At 47.6% G+C, this 16,040-nt stretch carries 17 protein-coding genes; 11 read left to right on the plus strand and 6 right to left on the minus strand.

The features are described 5' to 3' along the window. Nucleotides 1-26 precede the first annotated feature (26 nt). Nucleotides 27-1,832, minus strand: coding sequence for a M3 family oligoendopeptidase (locus IEY34_RS11630; protein WP_189011766.1), 1,806 nt, complete (start codon nucleotides 1,830-1,832; stop codon nucleotides 27-29). 157 nt (nucleotides 1,833-1,989) lie between these two features. On the opposite strand from IEY34_RS11630, the gene IEY34_RS11635 reads away from it, so the two are divergent. Genes IEY34_RS11635 through IEY34_RS11645 form a run of 3 tightly spaced genes read left to right on the plus strand, consistent with a single transcriptional unit; the run spans nucleotide 1,990 to nucleotide 3,553 of the window. Further along, entirely contained in the window at nucleotides 1,990-2,154 is a 165-nt protein-coding gene (locus IEY34_RS11635) for a YycC family protein (RefSeq protein WP_189011560.1), read from the plus strand. Nucleotides 2,155-2,157: 3 nt separating this feature from the next. Continuing rightward, a complete protein-coding gene (locus IEY34_RS11640) occupies nucleotides 2,158-2,400 on the plus strand; it encodes a hypothetical protein (protein ID WP_189011562.1) in 243 nt (80 codons plus the stop codon). Between the two features lie 31 nt (nucleotides 2,401-2,431). After that, the gene (locus tag IEY34_RS11645) at nucleotides 2,432-3,553 is read left to right on the plus strand and encodes a GGDEF domain-containing protein (protein WP_189011564.1); all 1,122 of its coding nucleotides are present in this window, start codon (nucleotides 2,432-2,434) and stop codon (nucleotides 3,551-3,553) included. 66 nt (nucleotides 3,554-3,619) lie between these two features. On the opposite strand, the gene IEY34_RS11650 is transcribed toward IEY34_RS11645, so the two are convergent. Then, nucleotides 3,620-4,321, minus strand: coding sequence for a DUF2225 domain-containing protein (locus IEY34_RS11650; RefSeq protein WP_373291233.1), 702 nt, complete (start codon nucleotides 4,319-4,321; stop codon nucleotides 3,620-3,622). A gap of 46 nt (nucleotides 4,322-4,367) precedes the next feature. Next, on the minus strand, nucleotides 4,368-4,760 hold the full coding sequence (locus IEY34_RS11655) for a globin domain-containing protein (protein ID WP_189011568.1): 393 nt from the start codon (nucleotides 4,758-4,760) through the stop codon (nucleotides 4,368-4,370). Between the two features lie 278 nt (nucleotides 4,761-5,038). Between IEY34_RS11655 and spoVV the strand changes: the two genes are divergently transcribed. From spoVV to IEY34_RS11675, 4 genes are all read left to right on the plus strand, one after another. Continuing rightward, nucleotides 5,039-6,277 carry a dipicolinic acid transporter SpoVV gene (spoVV, locus tag IEY34_RS11660; protein WP_373291230.1) on the plus strand — a complete coding sequence of 413 codons (1,239 nt, stop codon included), beginning with the start codon at nucleotides 5,039-5,041 and terminating at the stop codon, nucleotides 6,275-6,277. Nucleotide 6,278: 1 nt separating this feature from the next. Beyond that, nucleotides 6,279-8,879 (plus strand): alpha-glucan family phosphorylase, encoded by a 2,601-nt coding sequence (glgP, locus tag IEY34_RS11665; protein WP_229757591.1) that lies wholly within the window; start codon nucleotides 6,279-6,281, stop codon nucleotides 8,877-8,879. A gap of 100 nt (nucleotides 8,880-8,979) precedes the next feature. After that, nucleotides 8,980-9,624, plus strand: a complete 645-nt coding sequence (locus IEY34_RS11670) for a flagellar brake protein (protein ID WP_189011570.1) — start codon at nucleotides 8,980-8,982, stop codon at nucleotides 9,622-9,624. Nucleotides 9,625-9,635: 11 nt separating this feature from the next. Next, nucleotides 9,636-10,448, plus strand: coding sequence for an NAD kinase (locus tag IEY34_RS11675; RefSeq protein ID WP_189011572.1), 813 nt, complete (start codon nucleotides 9,636-9,638; stop codon nucleotides 10,446-10,448). A 65-nt stretch (nucleotides 10,449-10,513) separates the two neighbouring features. Here the strand turns inward: IEY34_RS11675 and IEY34_RS11680 are convergent, their stop codons facing one another. Then, nucleotides 10,514-10,837, minus strand: coding sequence for a YutD family protein (locus tag IEY34_RS11680; RefSeq protein ID WP_189011574.1), 324 nt, complete (start codon nucleotides 10,835-10,837; stop codon nucleotides 10,514-10,516). Between the two features lie 42 nt (nucleotides 10,838-10,879). Continuing rightward, on the minus strand, nucleotides 10,880-11,755 hold the full coding sequence (gene lipA, locus IEY34_RS11685) for a lipoyl synthase (RefSeq protein ID WP_189011576.1): 876 nt from the start codon (nucleotides 11,753-11,755) through the stop codon (nucleotides 10,880-10,882). A gap of 157 nt (nucleotides 11,756-11,912) precedes the next feature. On the opposite strand from lipA, the gene larE reads away from it, so the two are divergent. From larE to larC, 3 genes are read left to right on the plus strand one after another with little or no spacing between them, the layout of a single operon-like run. Then, nucleotides 11,913-12,761 (plus strand): ATP-dependent sacrificial sulfur transferase LarE, encoded by an 849-nt coding sequence (larE, locus tag IEY34_RS11690; RefSeq protein WP_373291231.1) that lies wholly within the window; start codon nucleotides 11,913-11,915, stop codon nucleotides 12,759-12,761. Beyond that, nucleotides 12,758-13,534 (plus strand): nickel pincer cofactor biosynthesis protein LarB, encoded by a 777-nt coding sequence (gene larB / locus IEY34_RS11695; RefSeq protein WP_189011594.1) that lies wholly within the window; start codon nucleotides 12,758-12,760, stop codon nucleotides 13,532-13,534. Before larE ends, larB begins: the two co-directional genes overlap by 4 nt. Nucleotides 13,535-13,544: 10 nt before the next feature. Next, nucleotides 13,545-14,378 (plus strand): nickel pincer cofactor biosynthesis protein LarC, encoded by an 834-nt coding sequence (gene larC, locus IEY34_RS11700; protein WP_189011603.1) that lies wholly within the window; start codon nucleotides 13,545-13,547, stop codon nucleotides 14,376-14,378. A 28-nt stretch (nucleotides 14,379-14,406) separates the two neighbouring features. Here the strand turns inward: larC and larC2 are convergent, their stop codons facing one another. Next, nucleotides 14,407-14,895 (minus strand): nickel pincer cofactor biosynthesis protein LarC2, encoded by a 489-nt coding sequence (gene larC2, locus IEY34_RS11705; RefSeq protein WP_189011605.1) that lies wholly within the window; start codon nucleotides 14,893-14,895, stop codon nucleotides 14,407-14,409. 117 nt (nucleotides 14,896-15,012) lie between these two features. On the opposite strand from larC2, the gene IEY34_RS11710 reads away from it, so the two are divergent. After that, nucleotides 15,013-16,032 carry a M23 family metallopeptidase gene (locus IEY34_RS11710; RefSeq protein WP_229757592.1) on the plus strand — a complete coding sequence of 340 codons (1,020 nt, stop codon included), beginning with the start codon at nucleotides 15,013-15,015 and terminating at the stop codon, nucleotides 16,030-16,032. The last annotated feature ends 8 nt before the right edge of the window (nucleotides 16,033-16,040 follow it).

Below are 16,040 nucleotides of genomic sequence, written 5' to 3' on the forward strand. Positions count from 1 at the left end.
CACACATGCGAGGGAAAGCCTTTTTTTTAGCCGTTGATTTTCGATTCGGTCAATGCCATGAACTGTTTCACATCTTGCGCTGCCATATCGACTGCGCTCTGCCAGAAATCAGACTCCGTCAAATCAACGCCAAGATGTTTTTGCGCCAGCTCTTCCACGTTCATGCTGCCTGTATCTCGAAGCAAAGAAATGTACTTGTCTTCAAAAGCTGCGCCTTCCTGTGCCGCTCTAGCATAAATTCCCGCGCTGAACATGTATCCAAACGTGTAAGGGAAATTATAGAAAGGGACGTCCGTCGCATAGAAATGCAGCTTAGCCGCCCAGAAATGCGGATGATAGCTGCTTAAAGCATCTTTGTAAGCCAGCTTCTGGGCATCCACCATCAGTTCATTCAATCGCTCTACACTTACAAGGCCTTGACTGCGTTCTGCGTAGAAGTTCGTTTCGAATATGAATCTGGCGTGAATGTTCATGAAGAAAGCAATCGCACGCTGGATCTTATCTTCGAGCAGAATAATTCGTTCCTCATCTGTCGAGGCGCTTTTTACTACCGCGTCCGCGACAATCATCTCAGCAAAAGTAGAAGCGGTCTCTGCCACATTCATCGCGTACTCCTGCGCCAGAGCTGGCATATCCGTCATGACATGCTGATGGTAGCCATGCCCAAGCTCATGGGCGAGCGTAGAGACGTTGTTTAAGGTTCCGCCATACGTCATGAATATGCGGGTCTCTCCCGCTACAGGGAAGGACGTACAGAAGCCTCCGGGGCGTTTGCCTGCGCGATCTTCCGCTTCAATCCAGCGCTGCTCGAATGCTGTTGTGGAGAAAGCCGCAAGCTTAGGGCTGAAGCGCTCGAATTGCTCGATAATGAGACTTGCGCCCTCATCGTACGATATTTTCTTGGAGGAATCCCCAAGCGGCGCATCCACATCGACCCAAGCTAACTTCTCAACACCAAGCAGCTTCGCTTTGCGGTTCAAATAATCAACGAAAATCCCTTTGTTGCGGTCAATAACCTCCCACATCACATTCAACGTTTTCTCTTTCATCCGATTGATCGCGAGCGGTTCTTTATGTATGCTTTTCCAACCTCTGTATTTATACACTTGAAGACGGAAACCGGCCAGATGATTGAGTGCTTCGGCGCAATAATCTTCTTTATCCGTCCATGCTTTTTCCCATTTTTCGAATAAAGCAAGGCGTTCTTCGCGGTTCTCTGTATGCAGCTTGTTGAAAGCTTGACCGGCAGACAGCTCTACCTGTTCACCGTCGACTTCAACCGGCATGCGAAATTGACCAACGGTCGAATTATACAAATCTCCCCACCCGTGATAGCCGTCTACGGCCAAATCATTGATTAGAGCCTCTTGCTCGGGCGGCAGCTTTTCTTGCGCTAGAGTACGACGCTCTTCCAGTGAAAAGGCAATAGCTGCAAATGGCTCTTGTCTGAGAATTTCTGACCATACCTCATCCGGAATTCCTGTCAGCACTTGGTCGAAGCGCGTAAGAGATGACAAATGCTCAGCAAACAAGCTTTTCACTTGGCCGCTGAGCACAGGGGCCTTCTTGTCCTTCTGATTATCTGCCAGCAAACAACCAACGAAGGAATCAGCCTCCAGAATATGTGTCAAATTATGCTGCAGCAAGTCAACTAATTTCACTAACGAATCTGAATCTGCTGCCTTCTGCGGGGAAGGTGTAGCCAATACTTGCTCTTGAAAAGAAGCGATGGAAGCTTGCAGCTCTTTCAAATGAGCTGCGAATGCGGGAGACTCGCTCCCACCTGGGAAAAAGCTTTCTAAATCCCATGTTTGATTAAGCGGTACATGCAGCAAAGTGATCACCTTTCCTTTCCTCTTTTATTAAATCATAAACGATATGCGATCGGCAACGATCGTAATCTTCCTCATTGCTTCTAGCTAAAAAGTATGATTCAATAAAGTAAGTTCCTTCCACATAAATAGGAACAGAATGGTGTGAATGACAAGTATGAAACCGTTACAAATTTCGCCTGAAACAGCCGTCAAACTGGCTGAGCAACTGAAAGTACCTTTAGAACATCTCATGCATATGCCACAACATATTTTACTTCAAAAATTAGCAGAGCTCGCGAAATCTTCCGCAACGGAAACTAGCGATCCAGAATCGAAGTAAGCTTTGATCCCATTTGCTAATACTTGGCCCTATGACATTATCATGAAGGACATTTATGTGGCCGAATGTCCTTTTTGCCAAAGCCCTAATGTGCTGCTGCCGCTGAAACTCCACGAACTGAAGTCCATTCACGAAGGCAAGAAAAAGCTGCTTGTGTTCCCTTGTTGTCATAGTAAATTGACGCTCGTTGATACAGACCGCGATTATTTATTGGCGGATACCGCAGTTCGGAATCATCAATCGTAGCTTTCAAGCGCAAGGAGTAAACAGATCCCTTATGAATGAGTACCTCGTTCCTTTGACAAGCGCATGTACTTTAGTCACACTTAATTACATTGCCATGAAAGTGCGCAGCAGGATGCTTTTCGATTCCTATGAGCAGTTCCTTGCCCCCTTGCTCACAGGTCTTGCTTGCATTATTATGATGCTCGAACCTTTGCCAGAGGCGCTTGGGCTGATCGATTTACGCTCCTTGCCAATCTTCATGGCGGGGCTGCGCTATGGGCTGCCGGTTGCCTTGTTGTCCACGGTGTTGCCTTCTGGATTTAGTTTCATTTCGCACGAAGACCATGCCTGGTTCATCATCGCTCAAGACCTGCTTGCTCCCGCGTTAATCAGTTCATTATTTCATAATAAAGAATACCGCAGCGGCTTCCTGGACATCCCTATCCGCCATGCACTCCAGATCTGCTCCTACGTTTTTCTCCTTAGACTTGTCATTTATGGATTCCTTGCGAGCAAGTTAACATGGCTTTACGCAATTGATCAGTTATTTATGCTAGCTATTATGTCAGCTGCCTTCATCGTCATCACCGTCATGGTCAATGACGAGAACAAGAGCTGGCGTCTGCAGCGCCAATTGGAACTGCAGGCGAATCAAGATAGTTTAACGAAGCTGCCTAACTTGCGCAGCTTTATGCCGATCGCTGCGAATGCGCTTCACAAACGAAGAATCTCTATCATGATGATTGATTTGGATAATTTCAAACAATACAATGATCAGTTCGGCCATCTGGAGGGCGATCAACTGCTGAGAGACGTCAGTAGTGTTCTTAGGCAGCATATTGATGAACAGGATTACATTGCCCGTTATGGCGGGGAAGAGTTCATCCTGCTCAGCACCGAAACCAATCCTCAGCGGCTTCAAGCATATGGAGAGCGGTTATGCTTCGTTGTAATTGAAGCGTTTCTCCATAAGCGCCAACATGATTTAACATCGATCACTGTGTCCATCGGCATCTCAACGGCTGAATCGCCTGAGGCCGATCTGAAACGAGTCATCTTCGAAGCGGATCAAGCTCTATACGAGTCCAAGCATTCCGGTAAGAATCGTTCAACACTCTACACCGACATGCAAACAGCAAGCGCACCTATAGCCAATCACAAAAAGAACGCTTAAACCTTTCAAGGGATTTACCTTTTCCCAAGAACAGTTAAGCGTTCATTTTAAATTAAAAGGCGTACATTATGTAGCTTGTTTCATCTCTTCCGGGAGCTCCATACGAATGGCCAGCATATCCTCACGGGCGATGACCCATTGTTCACGGCTTGCTCTGATCATGGCGGCATCCATGATTTTGCGATCATTGATGATCCGCGAGAACCATTTCACGGCTTCATGGAAGCGCCCTAATCTGCGATTCAGCTCACCCATTAAATACATGAGCCTGGCATTATTCAGGTCCATTCCTTCCGTCTCAAACACACTGACATAGGCGTCCAAGGCAAAAGCCAGAAACCGCTTCTCTTGCTCCCAATCTCCAGACGCCCGGTACAACCATGCCAAGTGATGAAGGAGTCCAGCAATGACACGCGCTTTCTCATCTTTGATCTGCGCACTGAGGAGAGCAAGCTTGTAGCTCTGCAAAGCATCTTCCCTCGTTCTTTCTCCGCAATAATCGCGCATCGTCCATTTCTGCGACACATCGGTGTAGAAAGCTTGCTTTTGATCCGGCTTCCATTTATCCGAAAAGTTCTCCGAATGCGCATATCCACAAAACGGACAGATCCTCACTACATAATAATCGGGGTTGATGTCTTTATAATGAACACAGAAATCCGCATCCGTTTTACTCGCTTTTTTGAAGCTGGGGCGAACCTTCATTGTCTTGAAGGCCTTATCGCAAAATGTGCACTTGACTGTAATTTCATATAAAGGTTCAACCATCATGCAACCCCGCCTTTTTTCAAAAAAATGGTATAGGAGCTAAGAACTATTCTTCTTCGCTTGTATTAATAAAATGATAGGCAGAGCCTTTAAGCCGTTCTAATAAAAAATCCCGTAAATCCGGGGGTAGTCCTACCTCTGCCAAAGCTTCAGCCATACAGCCTAACCAAGCATCTGCTCGATCCTTTGTTATAGGGAAAGCCATATGTCTGGCTCTCATCATCGGGTGTCCATGGGCATCCGAATACAAGGTTGGGCCACCGAAAAACTGGCTTAAAAATAGGTATTGCTTCTCAATTACGGGCTCTATATCGGAAGGGAACAGTGGCGCTAGCAAAGGATGCTGCTGCACTTTTGGATAAAAGGCATCAACAATTCGCTGAACGGTTTCTGCGCCCCCCATCAATTCGTATAACGTGCTGCGTTCACGATCTGACATGTGAAAGACCTCTCTACTCTTGGTTCTTAATAGTTTTCTAAATCCTCATCCCCTGCATGCATAAGTGTTTCCCGAATGACAAACACAAACATACAAACGAACAAACCGGCAATGATACCTGTCATTAGAATCACTCCCACTGCCTAGGATATAAGACTTTGACTAGTTCTATTTTACCATAAAATCATGCCATGCACAGTACCAAAGTCCAAGTTTTTTGGGACGGCATGTATGTCCCATTCTCTTCATATAGTTGAAGAGAAGGAGGTGTCTTATCCGTGCAGAAACGAAACTTCACTGCTGCGCTGCTGATGGCCTTTGTGGTGATTGCCATTATTCTATGCTTATTTGCGTTCCCTCATGACGGCCTTCGAGCCGCATTGCGCGGCGTTTCCATTTGGTGGGATGTGCTTTTCCCCGCGCTGTTCCCGTTCTTCGTCATATCGGAAATTATGCTCGGCTTCGGTATCGTCCATTTCTTCGGGACACTGCTCGACCCGATGATGCGCCCTGTCTTTCGCATTCCCGGCATCGGCGGGTTCGTGATGGCGATGGGTTTCGCAGCCGGCTATCCTGTTGCCGCCAAATTAACTTCCCAACTGTGGGAGCAGCAGTTGGTGAACCGCGAGGAAGGCGAGCGGCTTGTCGCCTTCACCACAAGCTCCGATCCCATTTTCTTGATCGGGGCCGTTTCTATCGGCTTTTTCCACGATGCCTCATTGGCCATGATACTCGCTGTAGCTCACTACGGAGGCTCCCTGCTGATTGGTCTCATGATGCGCTTCCACGGCCGCAAGAGTCTGCCGACGCCACAGAAAAGCAAGAGCGGCGGCTGGATCTTGCAAAGAGCCTTTAATGCCATGCATACTGCGCGAATTCAGGATGGCAGGTCGCTCGGAACGCTGCTCAGCCAATCCATTAAACATTCCCTTAACCTCATTTTCGTTGTAGGCGGTCTTGTCGTCTTCTTCTCCGTTGTTTTGGAAGTGCTAACCTCGGCTCACGTTATGAATATGATATATGTTCTCATCTCATCCGTTCTACAGCTTACTGGATTGCCCAGCGAATTATCGCAAGCGGTCATGAATGGTTTGTTTGAGGTGACGCTAGGGGCCAAAGCTGCCGGTAACGCCCCGGCTGCGCTGGCGCTTTCCAGCAAAGTCGCCATCGGCGCTTTCATATTGTCCTGGGGGGGCATGTCTGTTCACGCTCAAATCGTAAGCCTGCTAAGTCATACGAACTTGCGCTACTTGCCATTCTTCGTTGCTCGGCTTATTCATGCCTTGCTCTCCGCGGCTATTGTGCTCGTAATTTGGGAGCCTATGCAGGCGTTCCGCGATGCCAAAGCGGCCTTTTTCCCGCAATATGAGCCTTCATCTCCGGTTCTCAGTTATTTAAAGCTCATGCTGCCGGTCAGCGTATCGGTCATCTTTGGAGCTTTTACTGTCATCGCAGGGCTCTTCGCTGCATATTCCTTACTTAAACTCGTGTATGAAAAGGTTGGTGGAACAAGATAATATGGGTAATCACGATCACGCTAATAAAGGGAGAGAACCTCAGGATATGCAAGCAGCCTTCCCGCAAACAGTGAAACATTTGCCTCCGACCATTGAAAGATTGAACGAGTTGGCCGCCAATTTATGGTTTAGTTGGAACCATGAAGCCTTGCAGCTTTTTGCCCAAATCGATCCTGTCAAATGGGCCGCGTCCGGCCATAATCCCGTTCGTTTACTGCATGACTTGGAAGACACCCAACTAGCAGCCCTAAGTACGAATACGGAATTTATAGCAAGCTATCATCAAGTTATTAGCGCCTTTGATTCTTATTTAAACGGCACGACCTGGTTTCAAAAAACCTATGCCGATCGCGGCTATGCGCAAATTGCTTACTTCTCCGCAGAATTCGGCTTCCATGAATCACTGCCTATTTATTCGGGCGGCCTGGGTATCTTGGCTGGCGATCATACGAAATCAGCCAGTGATCTCGGCATCCCCTTAATCGGGATAGGCCTCCTGTATAAGAAGGGCTATTTCACCCAAAAAATCGATGCCTCCGGCGGTCAGCAAAGCGAATTATATCCGTATGACTTCGCCAAGCTGCCGATTGAGCCAGTGATCCACAATGATCAACAGCTTACCGTGTCGATTGATATGCCCGGACGCACCATCACCCTGCAGGTGTGGCAAGTTCGCGTTGGACGTAATCCCATCTATCTGCTTGATGCGGATCATGAAGCGAACCAGCCGGCGGACAAAGAATTGACCGCTCAGCTGTACGGGGGCAATCAAGATACTCGGATTGCCCAGGAAATGGTCCTTGGCATCGGCGGCGTCAAAGCGCTTCGCGCGCTGGGTGTTTACCCCAACGTGTACCATATTAACGAAGGCCACGCAGCCTTTCTCACGCTGGAGCGGCTGAAAGAGCTGCTGCATCTGGGTCTTCCGTTTCACGTAGCGGTCGAAACGGTTCGTTCTGCAACGGTTTTCACAACCCATACGCCTGTACCAGCAGGCCATGATACGTTCTCTATCGAGATGGTGGAGCATTATCTCGGCCCTTTGCTGCAAGAGCTTTCGCGCCATAAGCAAGAGATCGTTGCTCTCGGTCTGGACCATCATTCGGGTCAATTCAATATGACCCATCTAGCCATGAATACAGCCGGCATGCGCAACGGCGTCAGCAAGCTTCACGGCCAAGTATCCCGTGAAATGTTCAAAGAATTTCACGGGCATATCGATGCCAGTGAAGTCCCTATCGGCTCCATCACCAACGGTGTTCACCTGGATACATGGACAGCCCCGCAGTGGAAAGAGCTGTTCGATCGTTTCCTCCCTGGAACATGGCGCGAGGAACAAGCCAACCAGCATCAATGGCAGCAGGTTGAGGTCATTCCCGATGAGTCCATCTGGAAGGTCCACCAGCAGTTGAAAGACGATTTGGTGCGTTTCACTCGTCAGAATTTACTGGAACAACGCAGGCGCAACGGCGAATCTGAAGAGCGGATTCAGGAAGTCAGGCAGTACTTGAACCCCAAAGCACTGACTATTGGATTTGCAAGACGATTCGCCACCTACAAGCGGGCGAATCTGATTTTCAATGACTTGTACCGGCTTAAGAAGCTCATTAATGACCCGGAAAGACCGGTCCAATTTATATTCGCCGGCAAGGCTCATCCCGCCGATTACCCCGGCCAGGAACTGATCCGTGAAATTTACCGTGTTTCTCAGATGAAAGAATTCGTCGGCAAAATCGTCATGCTTGAGAACTACGATATGAATATGGCTCGCTATCTCGTCCAAGGCGTAGACGTTTGGCTGAATAATCCTCGCAGACCGCTCGAAGCCAGCGGTACCAGCGGTCAGAAGGCTGCGATGAATGGCGTGCTTAATTTTAGTGTACTTGATGGTTGGTGGGAGGAAGGCTACAACGGGACCAATGGTTGGGCCATTGGGTCAACGGGAGCCGCGGATTGGGCCACACAAGAGAAAGAAAACACACATGCCATCTATCACATTTTAGAGAAGGAGATCATTCCACTCTATTACAATCAAGGGGCACTTCCTCATCAATGGATCAGTCGTATGAAACGCTCGATTCAATCGTTGAGTCCCACCTACAACACACATCGTATGGTGCAGGATTACACGGAAAAAGCTTACCTCCCCACAGCCGAAAGAGCCAGACTTTTCGTCACGAACCAATATGATGTGGCCACCAAAGTTGCTGACTACAAACAGTTCATCCGCAATAACTGGTATCACGTCCAAATTATCGGGATTGATGATCGCTCGGCTAAATTGTCCACAGAGGTACCGCTTCATGAAATAAAACCATCAATGAAGGACGTCACAGCCCAAATCCACTTCGGCCCTATTTGGCCGCAAGATACCGCGGTTGAAGTCATTTATTATGAAGAACATGGCGACTCTTGGGAGCAAAAAATTATTTCTATGGAACCTATTGGTGAGCTTATTGAACAACAGCAAAGCTTCAAAGCCACGATTCCTAGTCATTTAGTACACGGCCCGCATTTTTCGATTCGTGTTCGACCGATTTCCGCAAACTTCGCCCATTCCTTTGAGCTTTCGCTCGTCACAAGCACCTTATCTTGGCAATAAATCCCGATTTTCCGACATAAAGCCCCGTTTGGGGCTTTTCTTATTTTCTTTTATAAATTATTATGAAAAGGGAATGCAAATCTAACCAATTGGTGATGCTATGGATTGGACTAAGAATACAGACTGTCAATTGATCGTTGTAGGAGAATCCAAAGATGGACAACCCTTCTGTTACGAAGAAAAATTCACGATCGATAAAATTGGTGAAGATTCGTTCACTGTTTTTTTAGAACTATCCGTGTTCTTTCCATTTGACAAACTTGAACACGTTTCATTCATTGAATTTTCTTTCCGAGAACGTGGAATTTTATATTACACGTATGTCGATTTACTCCAGCTTGAGGTAAAAAAGTCGATTTGCTACCTCACATTATCCATTCCCGAAGAAATTCATCAGCATCAGAATAGACAGTATAACCGAGTTAAACTCTCCCTTCGTACACCGATTACACTTCAAATTGTCGGCATTCGCGGCCTATCTGCACGCAAAGGCGTCGCTTTCTCCGGACAGCTGCTTGATATTAGCGCGGGTGGTCTTTCTTTTGTCACAACAAATCGGCTATTTTACCCTTTATTCTTAGAATTCAGCTTCATCTTGCCCGGGTTTCCACATCCCATTACCGCTTATGGTGAGATTGTCAGAGTGTCGAACTTCAGCAATGACTCCTATCGTGTCGCGACAGAGTTCCGTCATACACCTGATTCCATTCTGCAAGAAATTGATAAATACTGTTCGTTGGATTAGGAGGAACACCATTGAAATACAACGTCATTGAACGTGGAGATGACATCTCCAAGGAACTGACAGAGCGCTTCCACACTCTCGCCGCACAACAGGGCATGCCTAGGGATGAAGAGAATCCCGATATCGTCCTCTCCATTGGCGGAGACGGCACGATGCTGCAAGCTTTTCATAAATATACAAAGCAATTAGATCATATCGCTTTTGTCGGCATTCATACTGGCCATCTTGGTTTTTTCGCGGATTGGAAACCTCATGAATTAGATGACCTTGCTTCCTTAATGTTTAGCGTAACTACACCCGAGGAGCTGCATGTCGTTCAGTACCCCGTTGTAGAAATTGAAATCACGACAGAACAAGGCATTGAGACCCATCTTGCTCTCAACGAATTCACCTTGCGGGGAATCGAGGTTTCCCTGGTCGCTCGCTTGCACGTCAACGATGAGATGTTCGAAATGTTCCGCGGAGACGGCATCTGCATCTCCTCTCCTGCGGGCAGTACCGCCTATAACAAAAGTTTAGGCGGGGCTATGGTTCACCCTTCGCTGGAGGCCATCCAGATTGCAGAAATCGCTTCGATCAACAACCGTGTTTATCGAACGCTAGGTTCTTCAATGATTCTGCCCAAACATCACCATTGTGATATTTACCCCAAAGCGCAGCAGAACATGCTCCTCTCCCTCGATCATTTGTACATGCAGCGCAGCGATGTCGTCTCTATTCGGTGCCGTGTTGCTTCTAACGTGAAAGTAAAGTTCGCCAGATTCCGCCCGTTCCCCTTCTGGAACAGGGTTCGTGAAGCTTTCGTAGGGTTAGAAGTCAAATAACAGTAAACAAAGACGCCCCCATCTCGGAAGAGAGAGCGGCGTCTTTGCTTTTGAACACTAGTATGTTATGGGGTCGTTGCAGCTGCAGCCACTTCAGAAGGCGCTTGTTGCTTTGCGCCATTCACTTTTTCAATTATGAAATATGCGCAGCCGAAGTTGCAGTATTCATTCAAGTAATCTTGTAGTGAAGCAATCGATGACTCCTTCGTCGCTTTGGGGTGGATTTCTTTGAAAAAACCTCTCAGCCTAAGCTGACTGTATCCCCAGTCACCTACGATATAATCATAACGTTCCAGCACTTCACTGAATCGTTCTTTGAACACTTCAAAATTCCAGCCATTCTTGTGATCTGTTACGAGCTCGTATGTTTTATTAGCGATATGAATCATGATGGTAGGAAGCTCTCCTTTCTTATGATCCGTTAAGTTCATCTAAACATGAGTTGCGGCTTGCACTTGTTCATGAGCATGATAAGAGCTGCGTACCAATGGCCCTGACTCCACATGCTTGAAGCCACGCTTCATGCCTTCCTCTTTCAGCAAGGCAAACTGCTCAGGCGTATAATATTGAGATACAGCCAAATGAATGGTTGACGGCTGCAAATATTGCCCAATCGTCATAATATCGCAGTTCACGGCACGTAAATCGTCCATCGTTTGCAGCAATTCGTCCCACTCTTCCCCTACGCCAATCATGATACTGGATTTGGTCGGGATGTTCGGAGCAATACGTTTGGAGCGTTCAAGCAGCTCCAGCGAGCGATGATACTTAGCTTTGGAGCGGACGCGATCAGACATGCGCTCAACGGTCTCCATGTTATGGTTCAGGATATCCGGTTTCGCCTCCAGAACCGTCACTAGTGATTCTTCACGCCCCAAGAAGTCAGGGATCAGCACTTCAACGGTGCACAGCGGCAATTTACGACGGATTGCTTTGATCGTCTCTGCGAAGATCATGGCGCCGCCATCTTTCAAATCGTCTCGTGCAACAGAAGTAACGACGCAATGACGCAATCCCATTTGGAGAGCAGCATCAGCAACACGTTCCGGCTCTTCCAAATCCAGTTCTGTGGGAAGGCCTGTCTTCACGGCGCAAAAGCGGCAAGCTCGGGTACAAATATCTCCCAATATCATAAAAGTTGCGGTGCGATTGGCCCAGCACTCATGAATATTCGGGCATTTGGCTTCCTCACAAACCGTATGCAGCGTCTTGGAACGCATCATTGACTTTATTTCTTTGAAATTCTCGTCTGTCTTGAGATTAATTTTTAACCAGTCCGGTTTTCTCTCTAATGGCTTTGTAGGCACTATAAATCCCGCCTTTTTTGTTGGTTTCTCATTGTTGTTATTATAACATGAATGACTGACAAAACAATCCACTTTGCCAGTCAGTTGTGATACACTAATCTAGATGCACCAAAACAGCTCAGCTTATGACATAAAGGCTGTATGGGAGGGAAGAAACTTGAGCATACCAGAAGTAACACGAGAGAAAGACCGCAAGCTGGGAGAAATTTTACGTGGTATGGGCCGTGTATTAATCGCCTTCTCAGGAGGCGTCGATAGTACATTTGTCCTCAAACGCGCAAAGCAAGAACTTGGCGATCAAGTCCTAGCCGTCACCGCCGCATCCGAAACATTCCCTTCACGGGAATTCGATGCAGCCGTTGAACTTGCAGAACAAATTGGTGTCCCACTGTACAAAACAGAGGTCAAAGAATTGGAGAACGCGAACTTCGTCGCCAATAATCCAGACCGCTGTTATCATTGCAAAACGGGACTTTATTCTCACTTGCAGGATCTAGCCAAAGAGTTAGGTTACCCTTATATTCTGGACGGCTCCAACATGGATGATCTCGGTGACTATAGACCGGGACTTCAAGCCAAGAACGAGCAAGGCGTTCGCAGTACACTTCAGGAATCCGGCATGACCAAAGACGAGATCAGACAACTTTCCAAAGAGTTGGGTCTGCGCACTTGGAATAAACCGTCTTTTGCTTGTCTGTCTTCGCGCATTCCTTACGGAACACAGATCGAGAAATGGAAAATTGACCAACTGGATGAAGGAGAATACTTCCTGTCTCAGCTTGGCTTGTATCAAGTACGTGTGCGTCACCACGAAAAAATTGCCCGGATTGAAGTCATGCCGGATGAACTACATAAAGTCGTGGAACACCGTGACGCCATTTATGAAAAGTTTAGCAAGCTCGGTTTTACCTACGTCACGCTGGACTTGCAAGGCTATCGCACTGGCAGTATGAACGAAGTGCTGTCCAAAGAAACTAAAGATAAGGTGAAAGAAGCATCCCTATGATGGACTTGGAAAAGATTTTAAAGCTTGTCCAGACAGGTGATCTGGACGTAGAAGAAGCCAAAAAGCAAATCATCAAGGATGGCGTCGGCCATGGGCCAGGCAACCTTGATCTTGGATTTGCTCAGCTTGATATCGATCGCGAGAAGCGAACGGGCTTCCCCGAAGTCATATTCGGAGAAGGCAAGACCGCCGAGCAGATCGAGACCATCTTCCGGCGGCTGACAGAGCACACCGATCGCGTACTCGCTACGCGGGTCGACGCTGTCAAAGCCGCCCATGTTGTCGCTGCCGTGGAAGGCGTCACCTACCACGAAACCGCCCGGTCGCTCACTTGGTTCAAGCGACCGCTGCTCAAAGTCCACGACGGCTACATTGCCGTCGTGTGCGCAGGCACCTCCGACCTCCCTGTGGCGGAGGAGGCCGCTCTTACAGCAGAATGCCTGGGCAGCCACGTCGAACGAATTTTCGACGTGGGCGTAGCAGGCATTCACAGGCTTTTCCGCCGGCTGGACCTCATTCGCGGTGCTAACGCAATTGTGGTCGTCGCCGGCATGGAAGGCGCGCTCGCCAGCGTTGTTGGCGGGCTGGTGTCCAAGCCCATCGTCGCTGTGCCGACGAGTATAGGCTATGGCGCGAATCTTGCAGGTATCGCGCCCTTGTTGTCGATGCTCAACAGCTGTTCGCCGGGTATATCCGTCGTTAACATCGACAACGGCTTCGGAGCCGGTTACTATGCCGGGCTCATCAACAAAAATATGTCGAAACGAGCGTGAGGTTCCCACAATGCGCATTCTATATTTAGACTGCTTTTCAGGTATCAGCGGCGATATGACTCTCGGCGCGTTAGTAGATGCAGGGGCAGATCGAGTTTACATTGAAGAAGAACTAACCAAAATCAAGCTGGAACCTTATCACTTGGAATGGAAACGCGTCGTCAAACGCGGAATTTCAGCCCTCAAGCTTGATGTCATCCTAGATCCGAGCCATCCGCCCAAACAGCATCGTCATTACTCGGAAATCGTCAAAGTGATTCAGTCAGCTGGATTTAATGAGCGAGTAACAGCTTTAAGCTTAGCTATTTTCGAGAAGATCGGAATCGCCGAAGCCAAAATCCATGGCATCCCGGTTGAAAAGGTACATTTTCACGAAGTCGGAGCGATCGATTCCATCGTTGATATCGTCGGTGTTGCTCTTGCCGTTGATTCTTTGCAAATTGAACGTATCTTTGCTTCCCCGGTTCCCTTAGGTTCGGGTACCATTCATATCGATCATGGGACTTATCCGGTACCCGCTCCGGCTACATTAGAAATGATGCGAGGCTTGCCTATCGCTTCAACCAACTATAGCCTAGAAATGACGACCCCGACAGGTGCCGGAATTATATCCGGTATCGTCGACGAATTTTCCAAAAGCTTTCCTCCCATGATCGTCGATACAATTGGCTATGGTGCTGGTACAAGAGATTTACCTAACCAGCCTAACGTGCTTCGTGTCGTAGTAGGGAAGGTCGATCCTTATATCGGCAAATGGCAAGTAGGCCACGAACATCTTGCCCAAGAGCATGGACACAGTCATGGTCACACCCATGATGATCACCATCATCATCACGATCAATAATAACGTCAAAACGCCTCTTCCTGATCATTCAGGAGGAGGCGTTCTTTATTTTTTGCAGCCTGAAACTCGCACGAACCTCTTCGTAAACCAACTTCAATGGAACTTGATATTCTTTCGCTATCTGTTCACATTCCTTGAACTCCGGTGCGAATTGAACCAATTTCCCTCCATGGTAACCCACCTTCACAGTCATTGTTCCCCATTGAGTCTCTACCCTTTCAAATTCCCTAGCCAATCTATGGCAAGAAGCATGCATATAGCGTATGCCAAGCGTTGTCGTTTCGCTAAAAATAATACCCTCGATATCGGATAAGCGTCCGTCTTCTACCAATACATTCAGCATAATTCCGGGACGGCCCTTCTTCATAATAATCGGCACAACATACACATCGTTAGCGCCAGCCTCAAAGAGCTTATCCATAATATAAGAAACCCACTCGGGATTCATATCATCCAAATTCGCCTGAATTAACAGCATATTTTCATCAATATGCTCATCCCTGTGATTAAAACTCAAAATCCTCACCTCTTACTGGCATCATAGCAAAAAATAGAACTCAACGGAAGACCAAGTGGATAAACATTCCCAGAAGAGCACATCCTAAGAACTAACATTTCAGGAAGGATGATAGAGATGAAAAGCACACCGTTTTGGTCGCGGGTTCTTGTTCTTAGCCTCCTCCTATCAGCAACCGAATCCGGGAGTCTTTCAAGCAAAGCTGCATCCATTGCAGATATCAAACCACCTCAGAACCTTAACGCGGAGCGGAAAGAACTTTTCGAGAAAACAAGTCTCGTATCCGGTATTCCATGGACTTACCTTGCAGCTGTTGATCAATATGAACGAACAATGAATGTTGCCAAAAAAAGAAACGTTCATCAAAGAATAACCAACATTTATTTTACCGACTCTGAGTGGACTGGCTTATTAAATCCAGATCAGCAAGATACCAGTCCTAAGAGCATCTCCTTCTTTCATGGCTTTGGCCGTGATGGCTCAGGGGACGGCATCGCAGACCGAAACAATGATCTAGACCTACTTGCAGCTATGGCTCAACTCATGACCAAAAACGGTACACAGGAAGAAAATTTACAAATCAACCTTTGGAATTATTATCAAAACTCACGCAGTGTTGAGCGCATCAAACAATTCGCAACCATTTTTGGCACATTAAACACACTTGATGTCGGAGAGCATGCATTTCCGTTACCCGTGAATGCAGATTACTCTTATCGCAGCACATGGGGAGATAACCGTGGATGGGGCGGGCATCGCTCTCATGAAGGAACCGACCTGTTCGCCAGGTATGGCGTGCCTGTAAGAAGCACCTGTTATGGCATAATTGAAGTAAAAGGCTGGAATCCCTACGGCGGCTGGCGGATAGGCATTCGAGATGCCAGCAATATCTATCATTACTACGCCCACCTCTCCGGATTTCAAAAAGAAATCAAAGAAAACGACGTCGTAAAACCCGGACAAATCATCGGTTGGGTAGGCAGCTCCGGCTATGGCAAACCAGGGACGTCCGGGAAATTCCCGCCTCATCTTCACTTTGGACTTTATCGGGACAATGGACTCACAGAGTGGAGCTTCGATCCCTACCCTTCTCTTCGTAAATGGGAGCGTGAAGAACGCAGTAAACGAAAAAACTAAGCATGGAT

The sequence above is a fragment of the Paenibacillus marchantiophytorum genome (assembly GCF_014640555.1).
Classification (GTDB): Bacteria; Bacillota; Bacilli; order Paenibacillales; family NBRC-103111; genus Paenibacillus_E; species Paenibacillus_E marchantiophytorum.

What these genes read in the sequence shown, in the direction of transcription:
- IEY34_RS11645 (WP_189011564.1), top strand. Translation starts at nt 2,432, where the DNA reads ATGAATGAGTACCTCGTTCCTTTGACAAGCGCATGTACTTTAGTCACA.
- larB (WP_189011594.1), top strand. Translation starts at nt 12,758, where the DNA reads ATGATGGACTTGGAAAAGATTTTAAAGCTTGTCCAGACAGGTGATCTG.
- glgP (WP_229757591.1), top strand. Translation starts at nt 6,279, where the DNA reads ATGGGTAATCACGATCACGCTAATAAAGGGAGAGAACCTCAGGATATG.
- IEY34_RS11680 (WP_189011574.1), bottom strand. Translation starts at nt 10,837, where the DNA reads ATGATTCATATCGCTAATAAAACATACGAGCTCGTAACAGATCACAAG.
- larC (WP_189011603.1), top strand. Translation starts at nt 13,545, where the DNA reads ATGCGCATTCTATATTTAGACTGCTTTTCAGGTATCAGCGGCGATATG.
- IEY34_RS11655 (WP_189011568.1), bottom strand. Translation starts at nt 4,760, where the DNA reads ATGTCAGATCGTGAACGCAGCACGTTATACGAATTGATGGGGGGCGCA.
- IEY34_RS11710 (WP_229757592.1), top strand. Translation starts at nt 15,013, where the DNA reads ATGAAAAGCACACCGTTTTGGTCGCGGGTTCTTGTTCTTAGCCTCCTC.
- IEY34_RS11650 (WP_373291233.1), bottom strand. Translation starts at nt 4,321, where the DNA reads ATGGTTGAACCTTTATATGAAATTACAGTCAAGTGCACATTTTGCGAT.
- IEY34_RS11635 (WP_189011560.1), top strand. Translation starts at nt 1,990, where the DNA reads ATGAAACCGTTACAAATTTCGCCTGAAACAGCCGTCAAACTGGCTGAG.
- IEY34_RS11670 (WP_189011570.1), top strand. Translation starts at nt 8,980, where the DNA reads ATGGATTGGACTAAGAATACAGACTGTCAATTGATCGTTGTAGGAGAA.